This window comes from Streptomyces sp. NPDC020299, from assembly GCF_044387825.1.
Taxonomy (GTDB): domain Bacteria; phylum Actinomycetota; class Actinomycetes; order Streptomycetales; family Streptomycetaceae; genus Streptomyces.
In genome coordinates this window covers 1-16,460 of record NZ_JBIRWL010000037.1, presented here as the reverse complement: position 1 = coordinate 16,460, position 16,460 = coordinate 1, and the positions used below count along the sequence as shown (strand labels likewise).

At 68.7% G+C, this 16,460-nt stretch carries 17 protein-coding genes and 1 pseudogene; 12 read left to right on the top strand and 6 right to left on the bottom strand.

What is annotated here, in order from left to right:
* Positions 1-67 precede the first annotated feature (67 nt).
* The 8 genes and pseudogenes from ACH45E_RS45120 to ACH45E_RS45085 form a co-directional block, all read left to right on the top strand.
* A complete protein-coding gene (locus tag ACH45E_RS45120; protein ID WP_361457417.1) occupies positions 68-910 on the top strand; it encodes an alpha/beta hydrolase in 843 nt (280 codons plus the stop codon).
* Positions 911-1,035: 125 nt separating this feature from the next.
* A complete protein-coding gene (locus tag ACH45E_RS45115) occupies positions 1,036-1,626 on the top strand; it encodes a TetR/AcrR family transcriptional regulator (protein ID WP_399042858.1) in 591 nt (196 codons plus the stop codon).
* Between the two features lie 396 nt (positions 1,627-2,022).
* Positions 2,023-2,997: a ribosome-inactivating family protein gene (locus ACH45E_RS45110; protein ID WP_361457411.1), complete on the top strand. Its 975-nt coding sequence runs from the start codon at positions 2,023-2,025 to the stop codon at positions 2,995-2,997.
* A 337-nt stretch (positions 2,998-3,334) separates the two neighbouring features.
* Positions 3,335-4,099 carry a GNAT family N-acetyltransferase gene (locus ACH45E_RS45105; RefSeq protein ID WP_361457408.1) on the top strand — a complete coding sequence of 255 codons (765 nt, stop codon included), beginning with the start codon at positions 3,335-3,337 and terminating at the stop codon, positions 4,097-4,099.
* 67 nt (positions 4,100-4,166) lie between these two features.
* Positions 4,167-4,952 (top strand): GNAT family N-acetyltransferase, encoded by a 786-nt coding sequence (locus ACH45E_RS45100; protein ID WP_399042855.1) that lies wholly within the window; start codon positions 4,167-4,169, stop codon positions 4,950-4,952.
* 376 nt (positions 4,953-5,328) lie between these two features.
* The gene (locus ACH45E_RS45095) at positions 5,329-5,730 is read left to right on the top strand and encodes an ATP-binding protein (RefSeq protein ID WP_361457402.1); all 402 of its coding nucleotides are present in this window, start codon (positions 5,329-5,331) and stop codon (positions 5,728-5,730) included.
* Positions 5,731-5,734: 4 nt separating this feature from the next.
* Entirely contained in the window at positions 5,735-5,902 is a 168-nt protein-coding gene (locus ACH45E_RS45090; protein WP_361457399.1) for a hypothetical protein, read from the top strand.
* Between the two features lie 277 nt (positions 5,903-6,179).
* A pseudogene (locus ACH45E_RS45085) lies at positions 6,180-6,500 on the top strand (transposase); the annotation flags it as partial.
* 360 nt (positions 6,501-6,860) lie between these two features.
* Here ACH45E_RS45085 and ACH45E_RS45080 read toward each other — a convergent pair.
* The gene (locus tag ACH45E_RS45080) at positions 6,861-7,778 is read right to left on the bottom strand and encodes an NAD(P)H-binding protein (protein ID WP_361457396.1); all 918 of its coding nucleotides are present in this window, start codon (positions 7,776-7,778) and stop codon (positions 6,861-6,863) included.
* A gap of 369 nt (positions 7,779-8,147) precedes the next feature.
* Between ACH45E_RS45080 and ACH45E_RS45075 the strand changes: the two genes are divergently transcribed.
* The 3 genes from ACH45E_RS45075 (at position 8,148) to ACH45E_RS45065 (ending at position 10,254) form a co-directional block, all read left to right on the top strand.
* On the top strand, positions 8,148-9,017 hold the full coding sequence (locus ACH45E_RS45075; protein WP_361457393.1) for an aldo/keto reductase: 870 nt from the start codon (positions 8,148-8,150) through the stop codon (positions 9,015-9,017).
* Positions 9,018-9,115: 98 nt separating this feature from the next.
* Positions 9,116-9,520, top strand: a complete 405-nt coding sequence (locus ACH45E_RS45070; RefSeq protein WP_361457390.1) for a nuclear transport factor 2 family protein — start codon at positions 9,116-9,118, stop codon at positions 9,518-9,520.
* A gap of 137 nt (positions 9,521-9,657) precedes the next feature.
* The gene (locus tag ACH45E_RS45065) at positions 9,658-10,254 is read left to right on the top strand and encodes a TetR family transcriptional regulator C-terminal domain-containing protein (RefSeq protein ID WP_361457387.1); all 597 of its coding nucleotides are present in this window, start codon (positions 9,658-9,660) and stop codon (positions 10,252-10,254) included.
* Between the two features lie 90 nt (positions 10,255-10,344).
* Here ACH45E_RS45065 and ACH45E_RS45060 read toward each other — a convergent pair whose 3' ends face one another.
* Positions 10,345-10,950 carry a CGNR zinc finger domain-containing protein gene (locus tag ACH45E_RS45060; RefSeq protein ID WP_361457384.1) on the bottom strand — a complete coding sequence of 202 codons (606 nt, stop codon included), beginning with the start codon at positions 10,948-10,950 and terminating at the stop codon, positions 10,345-10,347.
* A gap of 293 nt (positions 10,951-11,243) precedes the next feature.
* On the opposite strand from ACH45E_RS45060, the gene ACH45E_RS45055 reads away from it, so the two are divergent.
* Complete coding sequence (locus ACH45E_RS45055; protein WP_361457381.1) at positions 11,244-12,092, top strand: MBL fold metallo-hydrolase; 849 nt, start codon at positions 11,244-11,246, stop codon at positions 12,090-12,092.
* Between the two features lie 301 nt (positions 12,093-12,393).
* On the opposite strand, the gene ACH45E_RS45050 is transcribed toward ACH45E_RS45055, so the two are convergent.
* The 4 genes from ACH45E_RS45050 to ACH45E_RS45035 all read right to left on the bottom strand — a co-directional run bounded on the left by ACH45E_RS45050 (position 12,394) and on the right by ACH45E_RS45035 (position 16,234).
* Positions 12,394-13,653: an MFS transporter gene (locus ACH45E_RS45050; protein ID WP_361457378.1), complete on the bottom strand. Its 1,260-nt coding sequence runs from the start codon at positions 13,651-13,653 to the stop codon at positions 12,394-12,396.
* Positions 13,654-13,765: 112 nt separating this feature from the next.
* Complete coding sequence (locus tag ACH45E_RS45045) at positions 13,766-14,335, bottom strand: TetR/AcrR family transcriptional regulator (RefSeq protein WP_361457376.1); 570 nt, start codon at positions 14,333-14,335, stop codon at positions 13,766-13,768.
* A gap of 122 nt (positions 14,336-14,457) precedes the next feature.
* Positions 14,458-15,462 (bottom strand): NAD(P)-dependent alcohol dehydrogenase, encoded by a 1,005-nt coding sequence (locus ACH45E_RS45040; RefSeq protein ID WP_361457373.1) that lies wholly within the window; start codon positions 15,460-15,462, stop codon positions 14,458-14,460.
* 154 nt (positions 15,463-15,616) lie between these two features.
* On the bottom strand, positions 15,617-16,234 hold the full coding sequence (locus ACH45E_RS45035; RefSeq protein WP_361457370.1) for a TetR/AcrR family transcriptional regulator: 618 nt from the start codon (positions 16,232-16,234) through the stop codon (positions 15,617-15,619).
* Positions 16,235-16,460: the final 226 nt, after the last annotated feature.

Here is a 16,460-nt window from a genome sequence, read left to right as displayed (position 1 = left end):
CCTCCCAGCACAGAGGCCGGGGTTGCCCGGCCTCTGCCATCAATCGACACAAGGAAGTACTCACCTCATGAATCGTCGTTCCTTCTCGATCGCGGCGGCCGCGACTGCGGCAGCGGGCCTCGCGGCCACCGGGGTGCTCACCCAGACGGCCGACGCCACCACCCCGCAGACGCCCAAGCCCACGGTGGTCCTCGTGCACGGCGCCTGGGCCGACGCCTCCAGCTGGAAGGGCGTGGCCGAACGGCTGCAGCACGACGGCTACCCGGTCGTCGCTCCCGCGGTCCCGCTGCGCGGCCTGTCGAGCGACGCCGCCTACCTCGCCGACTACCTGAAGACCGTCAACGGACCGATCGTGCTCGCCGGCCACTCCTACGGCGGCTCCGTGATCACCCAGGCCGCCGCCGGCAACTCGCACGTCACCGCCCTCGTCTACCTGGCGGCCTTCGCCCCCGACAAGGACGAGACCGCCTCCGCGCTGACCGCGAAGTTCCCCGGCAGCCACATCAGCGACGACCCCAACGCCTCCATCCCGACGGCCCTGAGCCCGGTGCCCTTCACCCAGAACGGAACCACGAACGTCGACCTCTACATCAAGCCGGACAAGTTCCGCGACGTCTTCCTCAGCAACCGCCGCAGTGCACAGGAGGCCGCCGTGCTCGCCGCGGCCCAGCGGCCCGTCACGCCCCAGGCACTCGGCGAGCCCTCCGGGACTCCGGCGTGGAAGACCATCCCCTCCTGGTACCTCGTGGCCGGCGACGACCACCTGATCCCGCCGGCCGCGGAGCGCTTCATGGCCCAGCGCGCCCACGCCCACACAAGCGAGGTCAACGCGCCGCACGACGTACTGCTCACCAACCCCGGCACCGTCACCCACGTGATCGAGGACGCGGCGCGCACCACCGCCCACTGATCACCGAGCCCGTCACGACCTCCCGGCCGCCCCTCCCCGGGCAGCACCCCGGGAGGCCGTTACGGGGCGAGTACCGCCGCCGGTGACCTGGCGGTCGCCCGCGCCTGAAGGAGGGTCCATACGATATGAGCGTGCCAGCCGAACGCGATCACCAGAAAACCCCCCAGCGGTCCGCAGCGCGCGACCGCCTGCTCTCCACGGCCGCCCGGCTGTTCTACGCCGAGGGGATCCGGGCCGTGGGAGTCGACCGGGTCATCGAAGAGGCACAGGTGACGCGGGCCACCTTCTACCGCCACTTCCCCGGCAAGGAGGATCTGGTCTGCTCCTATCTGCAGGCCGAGGACCAGCGCATCCGGGACAGGGTGAAGAGCGGCATGACGCACGCCGGTGCTCCCGCGGACGCGATGGGCCTGCTGATCGACGGCATCGGCCAGGAAATCTGCGCCCCCGGCTTCCGCGGCTGCCCCTTCATCAACGCCGCGGCGGAATACCCGGACAAGCAGAGCCCGGTGCACCAGGCCGTGCTGACGCACCGGACCTGGTTCCACGGCGCCATCGCACAAGCACTGCGCACCGGCGGCCACCCGGAACCGGACCACACGGCGGATGTGCTGGTGGCCCTCCGCGACGGAGCCATGGTGGCCGGCTATCTCGGCGACAGCGACACAGCCGTGGCCTCGTTCAGCCGGGCCGCCCGCTCGCTGATCCCCGCCTGACGGGCCCGGACAAGGCCGGCGGCGGTGCCACGGCCTGCTGTTGAGTGACTCCACCCGCCAACGCATCGGCTCGTAGCCCGTCTGGCCTGCTCTGATCATGTGCGCCGCGCGCGTACGCAGACCGTCAGGAAATTGGCTGGCTGACCGTCAGCCAGATGTTCGCAGGAAAAGGCAGTTTCCGCATTCTGCCGACGGATCAAAATGCCATCCCGTCGTGAGCGTCACAACCGACGCGGCACAGTCGTCAGGGCCCATGCTTCTCAACTTCTGAGTCGGCATGGAGGACGGCAGACCCGGACAGGCAATGTCCACTGTCGAGAAGACCCCCTATCGGTGAGATGGCATGCCCGTCGCAGCGTCTCACCGCACGAGAAGACTCCGGCCTCGGAGCGACGGATGACCTACATCTCAATCTCACAGAAAAGACCAGTCGTGAATCATATCTCCGCCCCGCGCAAGACTCTTTCGAGACTCGCTGCGCTGATGGTCTCACTCCTCCTCGCTTTAGCTTGGATGCTCGGTGGAACCTCTACGACGTCGGCCCGCGCCGATACCCCCTACGGCCGGATCTACGACATCAGCATGCCCTTCGGGCCCTCGGCCACCGGAAGTCAGCAGAGCCAGTACACAGGGCTCATCAACAGCTTGCGGCAAGCGGCAGGACATATATATCGAGATGGCGTGTACCAGACCCAGAGCACCGGGTACAGCCTGATCAGGCTCACTCTGACCAACAGCCGCCACACCCTTGTCCTGTGGCTGACACCCGGAGACCTGTATCTCAGAGGCTATACCAACAATTCCGGTCTGACCTTTCAGTTCAATGACGCCGACTTCAGCCTGAACAATCTCCTGAACGACATCGGAACTCTCCCCTACGGTACCGGGCGCGAGCTTTCGTTCGGAAGCAACTACAACAGCATGGTCCAAGCGGCGGGCCGAGGCCGTGAGGGGATGCCGATCTCCTACCTCGACTTCACCAGTTCGGTGACCAACCTCGCTAGCACCAACGACCCGTCCGGAGGCAACCGGCGGGACGTGGCCCGGTCGCTCATGCTGATGGTCCAGCTCACTTCCGAAGCCGCACGCTTCAACGACGTTTACGGGGTGGGCTCGGCCATCATGCGCTCCGGGAACACTCGCTACGATGGCCTTCCCGCGCTCCAGCAGCGTCTCGAGAACAGCTGGCAACGGATCTCGGCATTCGGATATTCCGTCACCCAGAACCCGTCCACGGCGCCCGTCAATATCACAGGCGTCGGCACCTTTTACAGCTGGAGTGACGTTCGTCGCTACATGGCCACTCTTCTCGGAAATCTCAATCTTCCGCAGGAAGGCCCCACTGGCGACTGGCAGAAAACCGAACTCTAGTATGTCCCGATTTTCGCCGGTATGACCTTGCGCTGGTTGTTGACGGGTTTCCACGTGCTGGTCTGGACGAGCAGCCTTCGCGAGGAGTTTGCAGGCAGCCGCGGGTCCAGCGGTGCAGGCGGCGGCATCCGATCAGCCGGTTTGCCGCCGCCCCAGGGGGCCCATACACGGGACGCGGCTCCATTGAGCAAAGCGCGCCCGCGAAGATGATCGCTGCCGGCGTCTCGCAGCCACTGGTCTGACGGGCCCGACTCGTTCCGTGAGGCCGTTCTCGCTGTCCTTCACCCGCTGCCGCAGGCAGAGAAGTAATCGAATCGATCCGGTGCGGAGAGATGCCATGGATGAACTGACGCATCCCAAAGTCATTGCCCAGCAGCTTGCCAACGCACGTGAGTTCTGGCTCGGTTACGGAGCGGAAGGAAGACGGCGCAGCGGCCTCTTCATGTACCGAAGCGGCGTCGCCGACGCCCAGTTGAACGGCGTCGTCACCTTTTCCGGCGGCAGTTTCAAAAGTGCCCTGGAAGAGGCGGAAACCGCCTTCTCCGGTCTGCCGTGGCTCTGGTGGGTCGGGCCTGACAGCCGACCGGGCGTCGTCGGGGATCTGGAGTCCCACCGGTTCTCGCAGGTCGGCTCGATGCCGGTCCTGGCGATCCGCCTGGACCGCGTCCGCAGACCGTCCCCCACGCCCGGCCTGGAGGTCAACGTCGTCGAGGACGCGGCCGAGTTGGCGGAATGGGTGCGCTGCTGGACCTGGGCGTTCGGCATGGACACCGACCTGACCGCGAAGATACTGCGGATCGAGGCGGCGCGGCCGGAGAGTCCTGGCAGGCTCATCCGGTTCGCCGCGCGGCTCGACGGCCGGATCGTCGGCACCGCGGCGCTCTACAGCAGCCAGGGCGTGGCCGGCGTCTACGTGGTCAGCACGCTCAAGGAACACCGTGGCCGGGGGATAGGGACGCAGCTCACGGCGGCCGCGCTGCAGGCGGGACACGAGCAGGGGCTGAGCATCGGCACGCTGCAGGCCAGCAGCCTGGGCCTGCCGGTCTACGAACGGATGGGTTTCGCGGAGGTCTCCCGCTACCGGCTCTTCGCCAGATCCTGACACGGCAGAGTCAACTGAAAGGTGTCCTGCACTCACCATGTCTGCGCAAACCGCACCAGAGGAAAGCATGGAATGCGGAGTCGGCGAGGACGCCGAACGCGCCGCGCTCAGTTGGGCCGAGGCTGTGACCGGGCTGGCTGCTGCCACGCCTGGTGGCCACTGGCGACTTGGGGACGGGGGATCCGTACTGGCCTTCACCGGGGCCCCTGTGGCCGGGCTGAACGGCGTGCTCGACGTGGCTGCTCGTCCCCGCGCTGACGGCATCGAGGAACTGGCCGCCCTGGCGGCCAGGGAACTGACCACAGTCCCGTGGAGCATCCGGATACGTGGCGAGCCGACCGCCGGCATCGTGTCGGTCGCGGAACGCCATGGGCTGACCGTGAGGTCTCAGCAGCCGTTCATGCTCAGATCATTCAGGGACGACGAGCCGGTGTCATCGTCGCGCAGGGCCTCGGTGAAGGTGCGGCGGGTCTCGGGGGACGATCACAAGGTGTTCAGTGCCGCGCTCGCCGCCGGTTTCGCAGCGCCGCAGCACGTGTTCACCGAGGTCGCCTCGCCGGTGGTGATGGCAGCGGCGGGCATGACGGCGTACCTGGCCGAGGACGAAGGGACCGCGGTGGCCACCGGTACGGCAGCCGTGTTCCAGGACTGCGTTGGAGTGTTCAACATCTCCACGCTCCCGCTCTTCAGGAGCCGAGGATACGCGCGGGCGGTGATCGGGCGGATCCTGCGGGAAGGGCGAGCCAGGGGTGCGAGGGCCGCATACCTTCACGCCGCCGAGGCGGGTCTGCGCCTGTACGAGTCCATGGGCTTCCGCACGGTCGAGCAGTGGACCACCTTTTCCGCCCCGTGAGGACCAGATGAGCTTCCCGGTTGGTGTCAGACTCCCCGCCTCCACGCGTGTGGTTTGAAAGTCAAACCGAAGCGTGATTGACTTCGCTCAGGACCGGAGAACAGGCATTCAGGGTCTGACCGCCCACACAAGGGCGCTGCTCTCCGGGTGCCTCACCATCGGCCCCGGCCGGCCACCCCCCGGGCCGGCCGGGGACCGATCGCCGACGGCGTCCCACCGCCCAGCTGCTGACAGGCGTGGGCCCGCGATGCCCATCGTCTCGGCCACTGCCAGGAATTCGTCGAACCTAGTCCCGAGGAGATGGGACGTCATGAGCACCAGTCGTCTGCTTGCGCGGCCCTCCGCCGACACGGGCTCGCCCTCAGCGATCTGCGTGATGGCCGCCACCGATGCCGCGGTGCCGGCCCTGCGTGCGTTCACCAGAAGAACAGTGCACGCCTGGCATCCCGGAGAGCGGACGGCGACGGAAGCCTTGGCGCTCATTGTCACCGAGCTTGTGACGAACGCCTGCCAGCACAGCGGAAGCCCGCAGGTGAGCGTGTGTCTGTTCGCCGACGACCGGACGCTGGGAGTGGAGGTCTGCGACAACGGAGCCTGGAAAAGGCCGACCGGCGACGCGGGCCCCGCCGAAGAGGCCGTGAGCGGCCGTGGACTGCAATTGGTCGAGGCGTACGCCGACACGGTCCGAATACGGCGGAGCGCCGGCGGCACCAGTGTGGTGGCCACCGTGGGCATCGAGACGGATGGCAGCAGCACCGATGAGAACCCTGGAAGGTAACCGCATGCCCGACTGGACCGACGCGCACGCAGTCGCGGAGCTGCTCCACCGGCTGGCCCACGACGTACACGCCGCATCCTCGCTCATCGCGGAACTGGACGTCGCGCAACTGCGGGCTGTGTCCGACGCCGCGCTGCTCCTGTACGAGGCCGTCGAAGACCACTTGATGTGACTGTTCCCCTGCCCGAGGGAGGGGAACGGCCCGTGGGCGGCACCCTTCCATGCCGCCAACTGTGCCTCCAGGCCGTTACTTCGTACCATCCGACGGCCGGAAGCCCTAGGCAAGGTCATACGGTTGCGGCGCGCGGAGCGGCCCGCGACCGCGGGGGCGCGGACCGCCACTGGATGCCCCGTCTGTTCAAAGGACCAGGCGCGTGGCCTGTGTGTGCTTGCGGCCCATCGCCGTCGCAGTCAGGAACGTCGGCCGGAAGTCCTCAACCGCGATCGCATACCCCGAGCGGCTGCGGCAGCAGTTCGAGGGTGTGATCTGGCGGTTCAAGCCCGGCGGACAGTGGCGGGAGGTGCCGCAGAAGTTCGGTGCCTGGTCGACCGTCCACAACCGCTTCCGGCAGTGGCGTGACGCCGGCGTCTTCGAGGCCCTGCTGGGGGGCCTGATCAAGGTCCACCTCGCCGCCGACCGCCAGTGCCGTCCGCTGGCGTTCGTGCTGACTGCGGCCCAGGCTGCCGACAGCCCGCAGTTCCCGCCCGTGCTGGGGAAGTTACGGGTCCGCGGCCCCGTCGGGCGCCTCCGCACCCGGCCGGACGCGGTCGGCCACCTTCCGGTGCCCCGTGACGGCCCCGCTCCTTCGCCGCCTGGCGCCCCTCCGGTGCGGCCTGCCCTTCGCCGGTAGGCCTTTGGCGGGCCGTCATCCGCTGGGAACGGGCCGGCCTCGCGGCGCTCTTGGCCAGGTCGCACCACTCGCGGTAGCAAGCGCAGTGCCTGGGCCGGCGCGCGGTTGAAGCCCAGCGCAGGCACTGGGCTTCTTGCAACCGCTGCCGCTTCTTCCGCCTCCCGGCCTCGCGGCGCACCGGCGGCCGGGGCCGGAGAGCACATTCGAAGTCCTCCGGTCCCCGACTGGGCCCCTTCGGGCCTGGAAGAAGTCCCGAAGGGGCCCGAAAAGGCGGCCGGTTCAGCCCTTCTTGGCGGGAACGAAGTGCGAGCCGCCCTGCGCGAAGGCGTCCTTGCGGCCGGTGACGAACTCCTCGACGGTCAGGGGAGTGCGGTTGCCGATGACCTCGATGAGGTTGTTCGTACCCTGGAAGATCCCATTGCGGTAGTCGATCGCGATGTTGCTCAGGTGCTGGATCAGGTGAGCCGGCTTGCCCAGGGAGGCCAGTCCCTCCGCGAACTCCTCCACCTCGGTGGGCTCGTAGGTGACCGGGATGCCCAGAGCGCGGGCCATCGCCCCGGCGATCTCGTGGTGGTCCATCTCCACCGGCCCGTGCAGGGGGTACGCCTGCCGGTCATGCGGCGCGGGGTTCGCAAGGACGGCGGCGATGACGTACGCCTGGTCCACGCCGGCGACGGGGGCGTGTCGGCCGGCACCGAGCGGCAGCCTCAGTACGCCCTCGCCGTCCTGCCGCCCCCACCACCAGCTGATCCACTCGGCGAAGAGGGTCGGCCGCAGGTGCGTGGTGAGCAGCGGGGTGCGGTCGAGCAGGCGCTCTGCCAGCCAGTGCTGGCGGGCCGCGTTGCTGGCGGCTTCGCGGCGGGCGGAGATCTGGGACATGTTGACCACGGACGTGACGCCGGCCTCGGTGGCGGCCTGAGCGAAGACGACGGTGGCGTCCAGCAGCCCGGCGGCGATCGGGTAGCAGAAGTACGCTCCGCTGACCCCGCGCATCGCTGCGCTCACATCGTGGAAGTCGAGCAGATCACCTACGACGATCTCGGCGCCCGCGGCCGCGAGCATGCGCGAGCGGTCGTCCTCCCGGTGGACGAGGGCGCGCACACGGTGCCCCCGTTCCAGCAGCAGCCGCACGGTTTCGGCTCCGGTCGTACCGGTGGCCCCGGTGATGAGGAAGAGTCGGTCGTCCTGGGTGGTCATAGAGGTGTCCCTTCTGAGCGCCATTGGCTCTCGCGATCGTGGGCGGGAATGCGGAAGTGGCGGATGGGGAGGAGGGGCGCCGCCGGAGCCTGAGACGAGACCTGGGCATCAGCGGGCGGGCCGGGGGATGCGGCTGCGGCTTCTGGTGTCCGGCGCAGTCGGACGCGAAGACGCCCCTGTCCCTGCCGATCCTCTAACTTCCTTTTCCTATAGTCAGCAATGTACATGGCTCACCTGACTGGGCAAAACTAAAGTCAGGTGGGTTAGGGTGTCTCGGGAGTGCGACGGCGACAGGTGCAGGGGGCCGGCCTGTCCGCAGGAGGTCGCACCCGCCCGTGCGGGCAGCTCTTCCGAAAGGGAAAATCGATCATGGTATCCGCAGATTCGCGTCCCGCTGACGCCGCGGGGGTCCTGCGGCTCGGAGGGGATCTCCCTGTCAACCGGCTCGGCTTCGGCGCCATGCAGCTGACCGGACCCGGCGTGTGGGGGGAACCCTCGGACCCTCAGGAAGCCGTCCGTGTGCTGCGTCGGGCCGTCGACCTGGGTGTCAACTTCATCGACACCGCGGACTCCTACGGCCCGTTCGTCAGCGAGCAGTTGATCCGCACGGCACTTCACCCGTACCCCGAGGGTCTGGTCATCGCGACCAAGGCCGGCCTGAGCCGATCGGGCCCGGACGGCTGGAGGCCGCTGGGACGTCCTGAGTACCTGCGGCAGCAGGCCGAACTGAGCCTGCGTCACCTCGGCGTCGAACGCATCGACCTCTACCAACTGCACCGGGTCGACCCGCAGGTGCCGCTGGCCGATCAGATCGGAGAGCTCGCGCGGCTCAGGGAGGAGGGAAAGATCCGGCACATCGGCCTGTCGGAAGTGAGTGTCGAACAGCTCGAGCAGGCTCGGCGTATCGCGCCCGTCGTCTCCGTGCAGAACCACTACAACCTCGCCAACCGCTTGGCCGAGGGCGTGGTGCAGTACGCCGAGCGGGAGAACCTCGCGTTCATCCCCTGGTTTCCGATCGCCACCGGGGCGCTCGCGCGTCCGGGCGGACCGCTGGACGAAATGGCGAAGGAGCACGGGGTCAGCCCGTCCCAGCTGGCGCTGGCCTGGCTGCTGAGAGTGTCGCCCGCCATGGTGCCGATCCCCGGCACCTCGAAGGTCGCGCATGTGGAGGAGAACACCGCCGCGGCTCTGGTGACGTTGACCGATGCCGAGTTTGAAGCCCTGAGCCGCGCCGTATGAGGCGTCGCTGCGACCCCGGCCGACGGCTGCGTCCTGGCCGGCCGCGGATGCCCGGCGACATGACCGACTGCCCCATCGACAGAAGTGAGTGAGAAGCGATGTCCGCCAGCCGGCAGGAAACCAACAAGGCGATGGTCCTTGAAGCACTCGACGTGCTGTTCAACCAACGTGACTGCGCGACCGCCGAGAAGTTCTGGGCCCCGGACTACATCCAGCACAGTGCGATCATCGAGCCCGGCCGGGAGGGGCTGTTCAACCTGGTCAAGGGGCTTCCGCGGCTGAGGCACGAAGCGGGGTTCATCTGCGCCGACGGCGACTTGGTCATGCTACACAGCCGCTACGTGGGCAATGAGCGGCCGTCGGCCTCGGTGGCCGTCGACATCTTCCGCATCGGGAACGGGCTCCTCCAAGAGCACTGGGATGTGCTGCAGGACGAAGCCACCCGTGGGACGTCCCTGAGCGGGCTGCCCATGTTCGGCGATGCCTTCCCCGACGACGACTGACGACCCGGCCGTTCAGGCGGGCGGATTGGATGCGCCCGGCGCAGGAGCGCCGCGCCGTGCCCAGCACGCCGGTCGACCGCAGGAAACCGCAACCCGGCGAGGGGCGCTGCGTGTCTCAGGGGACCAGGAGAGGGGAATTGGCCAGTCACAGCCAGCACACGGCCCTCGTGGCCGCCGCGGCGGACCGGTTTCACGCCAACGGCTACCACGCGACCGGCGTCAATGACATCACTGCCGCCGCCGGTGTTCCCAGAGGCTCTTTCTACAACCACTTCGCGAGCAAGGAAGAACTGGCGGCCATCGTGCTGCAGGAGTACGGCGAGACGCGCCGGCTGGGGGAGCTGAGCGATCCGGCCGTGGCGCCCCTTGAGCGGCTGCGCCGGTACTTCGAGTTCCTGCGTGACGAGCAGGTGGAGCATCACTTCACTCGCGGCTGCCTCTTCGGCAACTTCGGGAGCGAGATGGCAGACCACAGCGAGGTGCTGCGCAGCGGCGTCGAACACTGCCTGGGACGATGGCGGGCGGCGCTGACCGAGGTCCTCGCCGAAGCGGTCCGCAGCGGAGCGGTGCGCGCGGGGCTCGATTGCGGGGAGGCCGCTCTGTTCATCCTGTGCGCCTGGGAGGGCGCTGTCACCGCCGCGCGGTGCGGTCGCTCGGACGAGGCGTTCACCACGTTCTTCCGCATGGTCTTCGGCAGTCTGCTCCAGCCCGGGCAGGCCGGCGCTCCGCTCTGAGCCTTCACGAGCTGAACCGCCGGTCCCGCGTGGCGTCCGTCCTCGGCGGCCGGCACGCAAGCGGCGTCTCCGACGGCGGAGGGGCCCGTCTCAGTGCCGGATACCCGACGGTTCCTGGGTGCGCTGGCGGGCGCGGTAGGCGCGCAGGTTGGCGGGGTGACCGCACTTGCGTACGTCGTGCCAGACGCCGCTGTTGTTCCGTGACCGGTCGAAGAACGTCACTCGGCACCGCTCGCTGCGGCAGACCTTCAGCCGCCGCCAGGTGTCGGCCCGTTGGGCATGGAGCATCTCGATCAGGATCAGTGAGACCATGCCCCGCCAGCCGCTGCCGGCCGGTTCCACCTGGACGGTGCCGTCAGGGTCGAGCCGCAGGGCCGCGTCGAACGGCACGTGCGGGAGTGCGCCGCGCTCGCCGGCCGGCTCTTCCTCGGCCTTGGTGAGCCAGTCGCGCAGTGCGTCGCGGAAGGCGCGGAGGTGCTGAACATCGTCGCCGTCGAGTTGGATCGGCGGCTGGTCCTGCGCCGGGTTGTGGTCGCGCCAGACCGCGTTCAGCCAGGTCTGGGCATCGTCCCGGTCGAGCAGGAGATCTGTCTCCCGGGGTTTGCCGGCCGACAAGGTGTTGAGCAGGTCCTGGACCAGGGCCAACCCGTCGGGGGCGGGTTCGATGTCGTATCGGTCGGTGGCGGGCCATGTCATGAGGAAAACGACTCCAGCAGCGACTGAACCAACAGGCGGAAATAGGTGTAGAGCTATCACATATTACCTCATTGTCTCGCGCCTCAGGGCCGTGCGGCCCGGCGGAGGTGCGGCTGCCGGGGCGTTCCGCGCTGGCGGGTCTGGTGGAGCGAGGTGGCCGGCCTTGCGTGGAGACGCGCGCACCAGTAGAAAGTTATAGGCAAAAACAGTTTGCCTATAACTTCTTGTTTGATCATCTGGCGCTCTTCGCTGCCTGACCTCCTTCCCAGCCCCGACCGAACAAGGGAGCTCTCATGCCACAGAGTCAACTCACGTACGAGGTCTTCGTCGCCCCGGGAATCCCCACGACGGTCACGGATCTGCCGCCCGACCTGGACCGTCGGATGTGGTCGCCGATCTCCTCGACCCTCATCCAGGGGGAGAGGGACGCCGTACTCGTCGACCCGCTCATGACGGTCGCCCAGGCCGACGCGCTGAGCGAGTGGGTGGCGGCCCGGGGCAAGCGCCTCACGGCGGTGTACGTCACTCACGCACACGGTGACCACTGGTTCGGACTCGCGAAGATCCTTAAGGAGTTCCCAAAGGCCCGTGCGCTGGCCCTCCCGCATGTGGTGGAACGCATGCAGGCGCAATCGAGCCCGGACTTCGTGAAGTCCTTCTGGAACGCCCGTTTCCCCGGCCAGATCCCCGAGAACATCGTGCCGGCACAGCCCATGGACGAGCCGTTCATCGAGCTCGAGGGGCACCGGCTCGAAGCCGTCCCGCTCGGGCACACGGACACCGACGACACCACGTGTCTGCACGTGCCATCCCTGCAGCTGGTGGTGGCCGGGGACGCCGTGTACAACAACGTCCACCTGTACCTCGCCGAGTCTTCCCAGGAAGGCAGGCAGGAGTGGCTCGCGGCGCTCGACCGCATCGAAACCCTCGCGCCACGACTGGTCGTGGCCGGCCACAAGGACCCCCAGGCGCCGGACACGGCGGCCGCCATCGAGGAAACACGGGCCTACATACACGACTTCGCGCGCCTGGAGCAGGACGCGACCTCAGCCCTGGAACTCTACGAGGCGATGCTCAAGATCCACCCCGACCGGATCAACCGCGGGGCGTTGTGGGGATCGGCGCGGTTCGCTCTGGGATGACCGGCGGATGCGCGTGAGGAGCACTGAACGCCGGGGACTGCTCCGGCAGTGCTGACGGGGTCCTGAAGAGCCCGGCCCACCGCGGGCCGGGCCTTCGGCGCGTCCGCGCCGTGCACACCGGTGGACGGCACAAGCGCCGTGCCGCTGCGCGGCAGGCGATGCCGTGCGGGGCTCGTGCGACGGCGTGGCCAGAGCGCACCGCAGGGCGGTTCGCTCTGGCCAGGTTGTGGTGCTGGGGATGATGGCAGGGTGGTGCCGGATGCCGGCCGGCGGAGAGGGCGCCGCCGGCCGGCGGTACTCGTCAGTCCAGGGCGACGGCCCGGACCTCTTCATGGCTGACCGCGACAAGCGTCTCCTGCGCCGTCGCGCGACGCGCGGACAAGGCCATGAATCCGAGAGCGAGGACGCAGGCGACCGCGCTCGCGACGGTTCCCAGCGCCGCGGAACTGCGGACGCCGACGGCGTTGACCGCGACGCCGCTCAGCAGCGAACCGCTCGCGACGGCCACCTGCACCACGGCCGTGAAAGTGGCGTTGACGGCCTCGGTGGAGAACCTGTCCTGCCCGTAGGTGTAGAGCCAGTGCTGCAGGGCCACCGGCGCGTTGCCCCACGCCAGCCCCCACAGAGCGAGCCCCACGCAGACGGACGCCGTCACCGTGCCGCCCGCGCTCAATGCCAGGAGCCCGCCGACGCCGAAGACGAGGGTGGCGATCACGGTGCCACGGATGCTGCGCCCCAGGAGTGCACCGCCGCCGAAGTTGCCGACGATGGTCAGCGCGCCGTAGCCCAGCAGCAGACCGCTGGCCAGTCCGGCGGCGAGGCCGGTGACGTCGTGGAGGTAGGGCACGACGAAGGTGTAGGCGCTGAACTGTGCGAACACGACGAGGAAGACGACGGCGAGGATGACGTTCGCGGGCACCGAGCGTAGGAGCGGACGGAAGTGCGCCATCGTCACGCGGTCCGCGGTCGGTATCTTCGGGATCGTCAGCGCCTGGACGAGGGCGGCGATGACCGCGACCGCGGCGGCCGCGAGAAACGTCGTCCGCCAGCTGGTGTGGGTGGCGATGAGGCTGCTGCTGGGCACACTGACCACGGATCCCACCGCGATGGCGCCGAAGACGACCGACGACGCGGTGTGCACGATCCGCGCGGGAACGAGCCGGGCCGCGGCGGAGACGGAAGTGGCCCAGATACCGCCGATGCTGATGCCGAGGATCAGCCGGGAGACCAGCATCATCGTGAAGCCGGTCGCCGCGGCGGACAGGACGCACGACACGGCGATCAGTGCCGTGAGCCCGATGATGGCCAGCCGCCGGTCGAGGCGCCGCATGAGCACGGTCGCGGCGGGTGCGGCGACGGCGCCGGAGAGGGCGGGCAGGGTCACGAGCAGGCCGGCGGTGCCTTCGGTGACCCCCAGCCCGTCGCTGATCTGGGGCAGCGCGCCGACCGGCACAAACTCCGAGACGACCACGGAGAAGGCGCCCAGCGCGATGGCCATCACCGATACCAGCGGATGCCTGGAGCGCGGACGGGCGTGGGTGGCGGAGGGCGGTGAGGACATGACGATTGCCTTTCTCGGGGAAACGATCTTTTGAGACCGATCGGTGCGGAATGAGGGTGTGCGAAAGACGCGACGGACAGGAGTGAGGTGTGGGCCGGTGGAAGGCGGTGGGTCAGCGCACGGACGACAGCAGATCGTCCGCGGCCGCGTCGAGCTCCCGCTCCGACGACCCCAGACGCGCCTGCACGCGCAGGCCGAGCCAGCCGTTGTGGACCGCCTGTGCGGCCCGGTCGAGCCGTTGCGGCCGGGCGGTCGCCCACCGCTCCTCCTGGCGCAGGAGCCAGGCGATCCGCTCGGCGGAACGAGCGAAGTATCCGCGGACGGCGGCGTGAACGTCCGGGTCGTCCGGCCGCTCCGTCGCCGCGTTCACCGCGAAGCAGCCCGCCGGACAGCCGGGCAGGGCCACGTGCGACCGCAGCAGCGCGCGTACGCCGACGAGTCCTTTGCCCGGGGCGGCCTCGACCGCCTGCGCGTGGGACTCCTCCGCGTGCTCGATGTAGGTCGTGAGCGTGCGCAGGTAGAGGTCGTGTTTGCTGCCGAAGGTGTCGTACAGGCTGCGCTTGCCGATTCCCATGGCAGCCATGAGGGCATCGGTGGAGGTGCGCTCGTAACCGTTCCGCCAGAACTCGAACAGCGCCTTCCGCAGTGCGTAAGCCGGTTCGAAGCTCTTGGTCCGTGCCATGAGGGCCCTCCTGACGAGAACAGTAGGTAATGAGACCGATCGGTGCAATATGAGGCGGGGAGACGGACGCCACACTTCGCCGCCGGTCCGGCAGGCATGGGGCCGCTCCTGCCGCACCGCAGTCACCACTCGATGGCGACCTTGCCCAGGTGTGCGCCGGAGGTGAAGTAGCGCAGCGCTTCGCTCAGCTCCTCCAAGGGGAAGGTCCGGTCGATCACGGGCCGCAGTCCGGAGTCCTCGACCGCGCGGACCAGGTCGCGCTGCTGCTCGTGGTTGCCGACGAGGACGCCGTTCAGCCGGATCTGCTTCATGTTGATGGCGCCGGTCGGGATGTCCCCGGACAGCCCGGTCAGGACGCCGATCACGCTGACGCGGCCACCGACGCGCACCGCCTGGATGGACTGGGGCAGGGTCGACGGGCCGCCCACGTCCAGTACGAGATCTGCACCGCTGCCGTCTGTCAGTTCACGGACCCGGTCCCCCCACTCGGGCTGGGACCGGTAGTTGACGACGTGGTCTGCTCCGAGTGCCTTTGCGCGGTCGAGCTTCTCGTCGGAGGAGGAGGTGACGATCGCGGTGGCACCGGAGAGCTTCGCGAGCTGCAGGGCGAAGACGGAGACACCACCGGTGCCCTGGAGCACGACCGTGTCACCGGGCCTGATGCCGCCGTTCTCGTGCAGGGCGGCCCACGCCGTGAGCCCAGCCACGGTCAGGGTGGCGGCTTCGGCGTGGGAGTAGCCGCGCGGGGCCCGCTCGAACTGGGCGGCGGGCGCGACGACTACCTCACGCGCGTAGCCCGGCACCCCTATGCCGGGAGTGGTGCCGAAGTGGTCGATCACCGGCCTGCCCGCCCGCCATCCAGGGAAGAAGCGCGCGAAGACCGCGTCGCCGACGGCCAGTTCGGTGACCCCCTCGCCCACGGCCTCGACCACTCCCGCTCCGTCCGCGAGGGGGACATGGCCGACCGGAGTGTCCATGCTGCCCATGACGATGGTGTCGTGATAGTTCAGGGCGCTCGCGTGGACGCGTAGCCGCACCTCACCTGGCCCGGGGCGGCCCGGATCCGGGAGGTCGGTGACCTCCAGGACGTCCTTTTCCCCGGGATGCCTGATGATGACGGCCTTCATGGCGCTTCTCCTTCACATGATTGACGACAGGTGGGCCGCCGGAACGCGCGGCGCTGACACGCTCCGGCAGCCGATGAAAATAGATTACATACAAAATCTATTTTGAATGTGAGGGGGTTGGGGGGCCGATCTGCGGTGCAGTCGGTGGGAAGCGTCAGCGGTCCGGCGTCGCGACTGCCGTGCGAGCCGCGGTCAACAGGCGCTCCGACAGGGGGGATCCGGTCGTCGCGTGGGCCAGTACCAGCGCTCCGACCATGGTGCAGAGCGTCGCGAGGGTGTCGTCGGGCACCGACGAGTCGTCGGCCTCGTCCGCGTGCCGGTGTGCCGCCGTGTCAGGCGCCGCACTTGCGAGCCAGCCGGCCAGCTCGCGGACTCCGCGGACGTACCCCTCCTTGGCCGGTGAGCCCGGCGGCTGTCGGGCGACGTCCGCGCCAAGGGCGGAGGCGGGGCACCCGGTTGCCGCGCCGTCGCGGTGCTCGGGTGAGAAGTAGTAGTCGATCAGCGCCTCACGGGCCGCGGCATGGTCGCCGTCGCCCGCCGCCTCGAACCCGGCCAGGAGCGCCCGCAGCTCGTGGAAGGCGCGCTCCGTGGCCTCGCCCTGGAGAGCGTCCTTGGAACGGAACTGCCGGTAGAGACCGCCGGGCGTCAGGCCCACCGCGCCGGTCAGCTCCGCGAGGCTGACCTCGAAGCCCTGTTCCCGGAACAGCCTCGAAGCGGCGGCGACGATCTGCTCCCGGTGCTCGGCCGCCTGTGCGCGTGATGCCCGGCCCATAGCGCCACCCCTCCCCGTCGCGTCGGCGCCCGATCCTACGGCCGACGCATCCGTCGCCCGACCTTGCGGGAAATAGGCATAGCCAATACAGTTATTTCACTCTGTGGGTGACGGCGACGTTCCCCGTCGGTCCCCCCCCCGTTACCTTTTTCGTGGCTCCGCAACGGGGCCTCCGGCCTTCGGGTCCGGCATGACTTCCCCCTCCTGTTGTTCATGATCCGGGGGG

Bases quoted from the DNA above. Each gene is read 5' to 3' on its own strand.
- ACH45E_RS45120 (WP_361457417.1), top strand. From the start codon at position 68: ATGAATCGTCGTTCCTTCTCGATCGCGGCGGCCGCGACTGCGGCAGCG.
- ACH45E_RS45115 (WP_399042858.1), top strand. From the start codon at position 1,036: ATGAGCGTGCCAGCCGAACGCGATCACCAGAAAACCCCCCAGCGGTCC.
- ACH45E_RS45110 (WP_361457411.1), top strand. From the start codon at position 2,023: ATGACCTACATCTCAATCTCACAGAAAAGACCAGTCGTGAATCATATC.
- ACH45E_RS45105 (WP_361457408.1), top strand. From the start codon at position 3,335: ATGGATGAACTGACGCATCCCAAAGTCATTGCCCAGCAGCTTGCCAAC.
- ACH45E_RS45100 (WP_399042855.1), top strand. From the start codon at position 4,167: ATGGAATGCGGAGTCGGCGAGGACGCCGAACGCGCCGCGCTCAGTTGG.
- ACH45E_RS45095 (WP_361457402.1), top strand. From the start codon at position 5,329: ATGGCCGCCACCGATGCCGCGGTGCCGGCCCTGCGTGCGTTCACCAGA.
- ACH45E_RS45090 (WP_361457399.1), top strand. From the start codon at position 5,735: ATGCCCGACTGGACCGACGCGCACGCAGTCGCGGAGCTGCTCCACCGG.
- ACH45E_RS45080 (WP_361457396.1), bottom strand. From the start codon at position 7,778: ATGACCACCCAGGACGACCGACTCTTCCTCATCACCGGGGCCACCGGT.
- ACH45E_RS45075 (WP_361457393.1), top strand. From the start codon at position 8,148: ATGGTATCCGCAGATTCGCGTCCCGCTGACGCCGCGGGGGTCCTGCGG.
- ACH45E_RS45070 (WP_361457390.1), top strand. From the start codon at position 9,116: ATGTCCGCCAGCCGGCAGGAAACCAACAAGGCGATGGTCCTTGAAGCA.
- ACH45E_RS45060 (WP_361457384.1), bottom strand. From the start codon at position 10,950: ATGACATGGCCCGCCACCGACCGATACGACATCGAACCCGCCCCCGAC.
- ACH45E_RS45055 (WP_361457381.1), top strand. From the start codon at position 11,244: ATGCCACAGAGTCAACTCACGTACGAGGTCTTCGTCGCCCCGGGAATC.
- ACH45E_RS45050 (WP_361457378.1), bottom strand. From the start codon at position 13,653: ATGTCCTCACCGCCCTCCGCCACCCACGCCCGTCCGCGCTCCAGGCAT.
- ACH45E_RS45045 (WP_361457376.1), bottom strand. From the start codon at position 14,335: ATGGCACGGACCAAGAGCTTCGAACCGGCTTACGCACTGCGGAAGGCG.
- ACH45E_RS45040 (WP_361457373.1), bottom strand. From the start codon at position 15,462: ATGAAGGCCGTCATCATCAGGCATCCCGGGGAAAAGGACGTCCTGGAG.
- ACH45E_RS45035 (WP_361457370.1), bottom strand. From the start codon at position 16,234: ATGGGCCGGGCATCACGCGCACAGGCGGCCGAGCACCGGGAGCAGATC.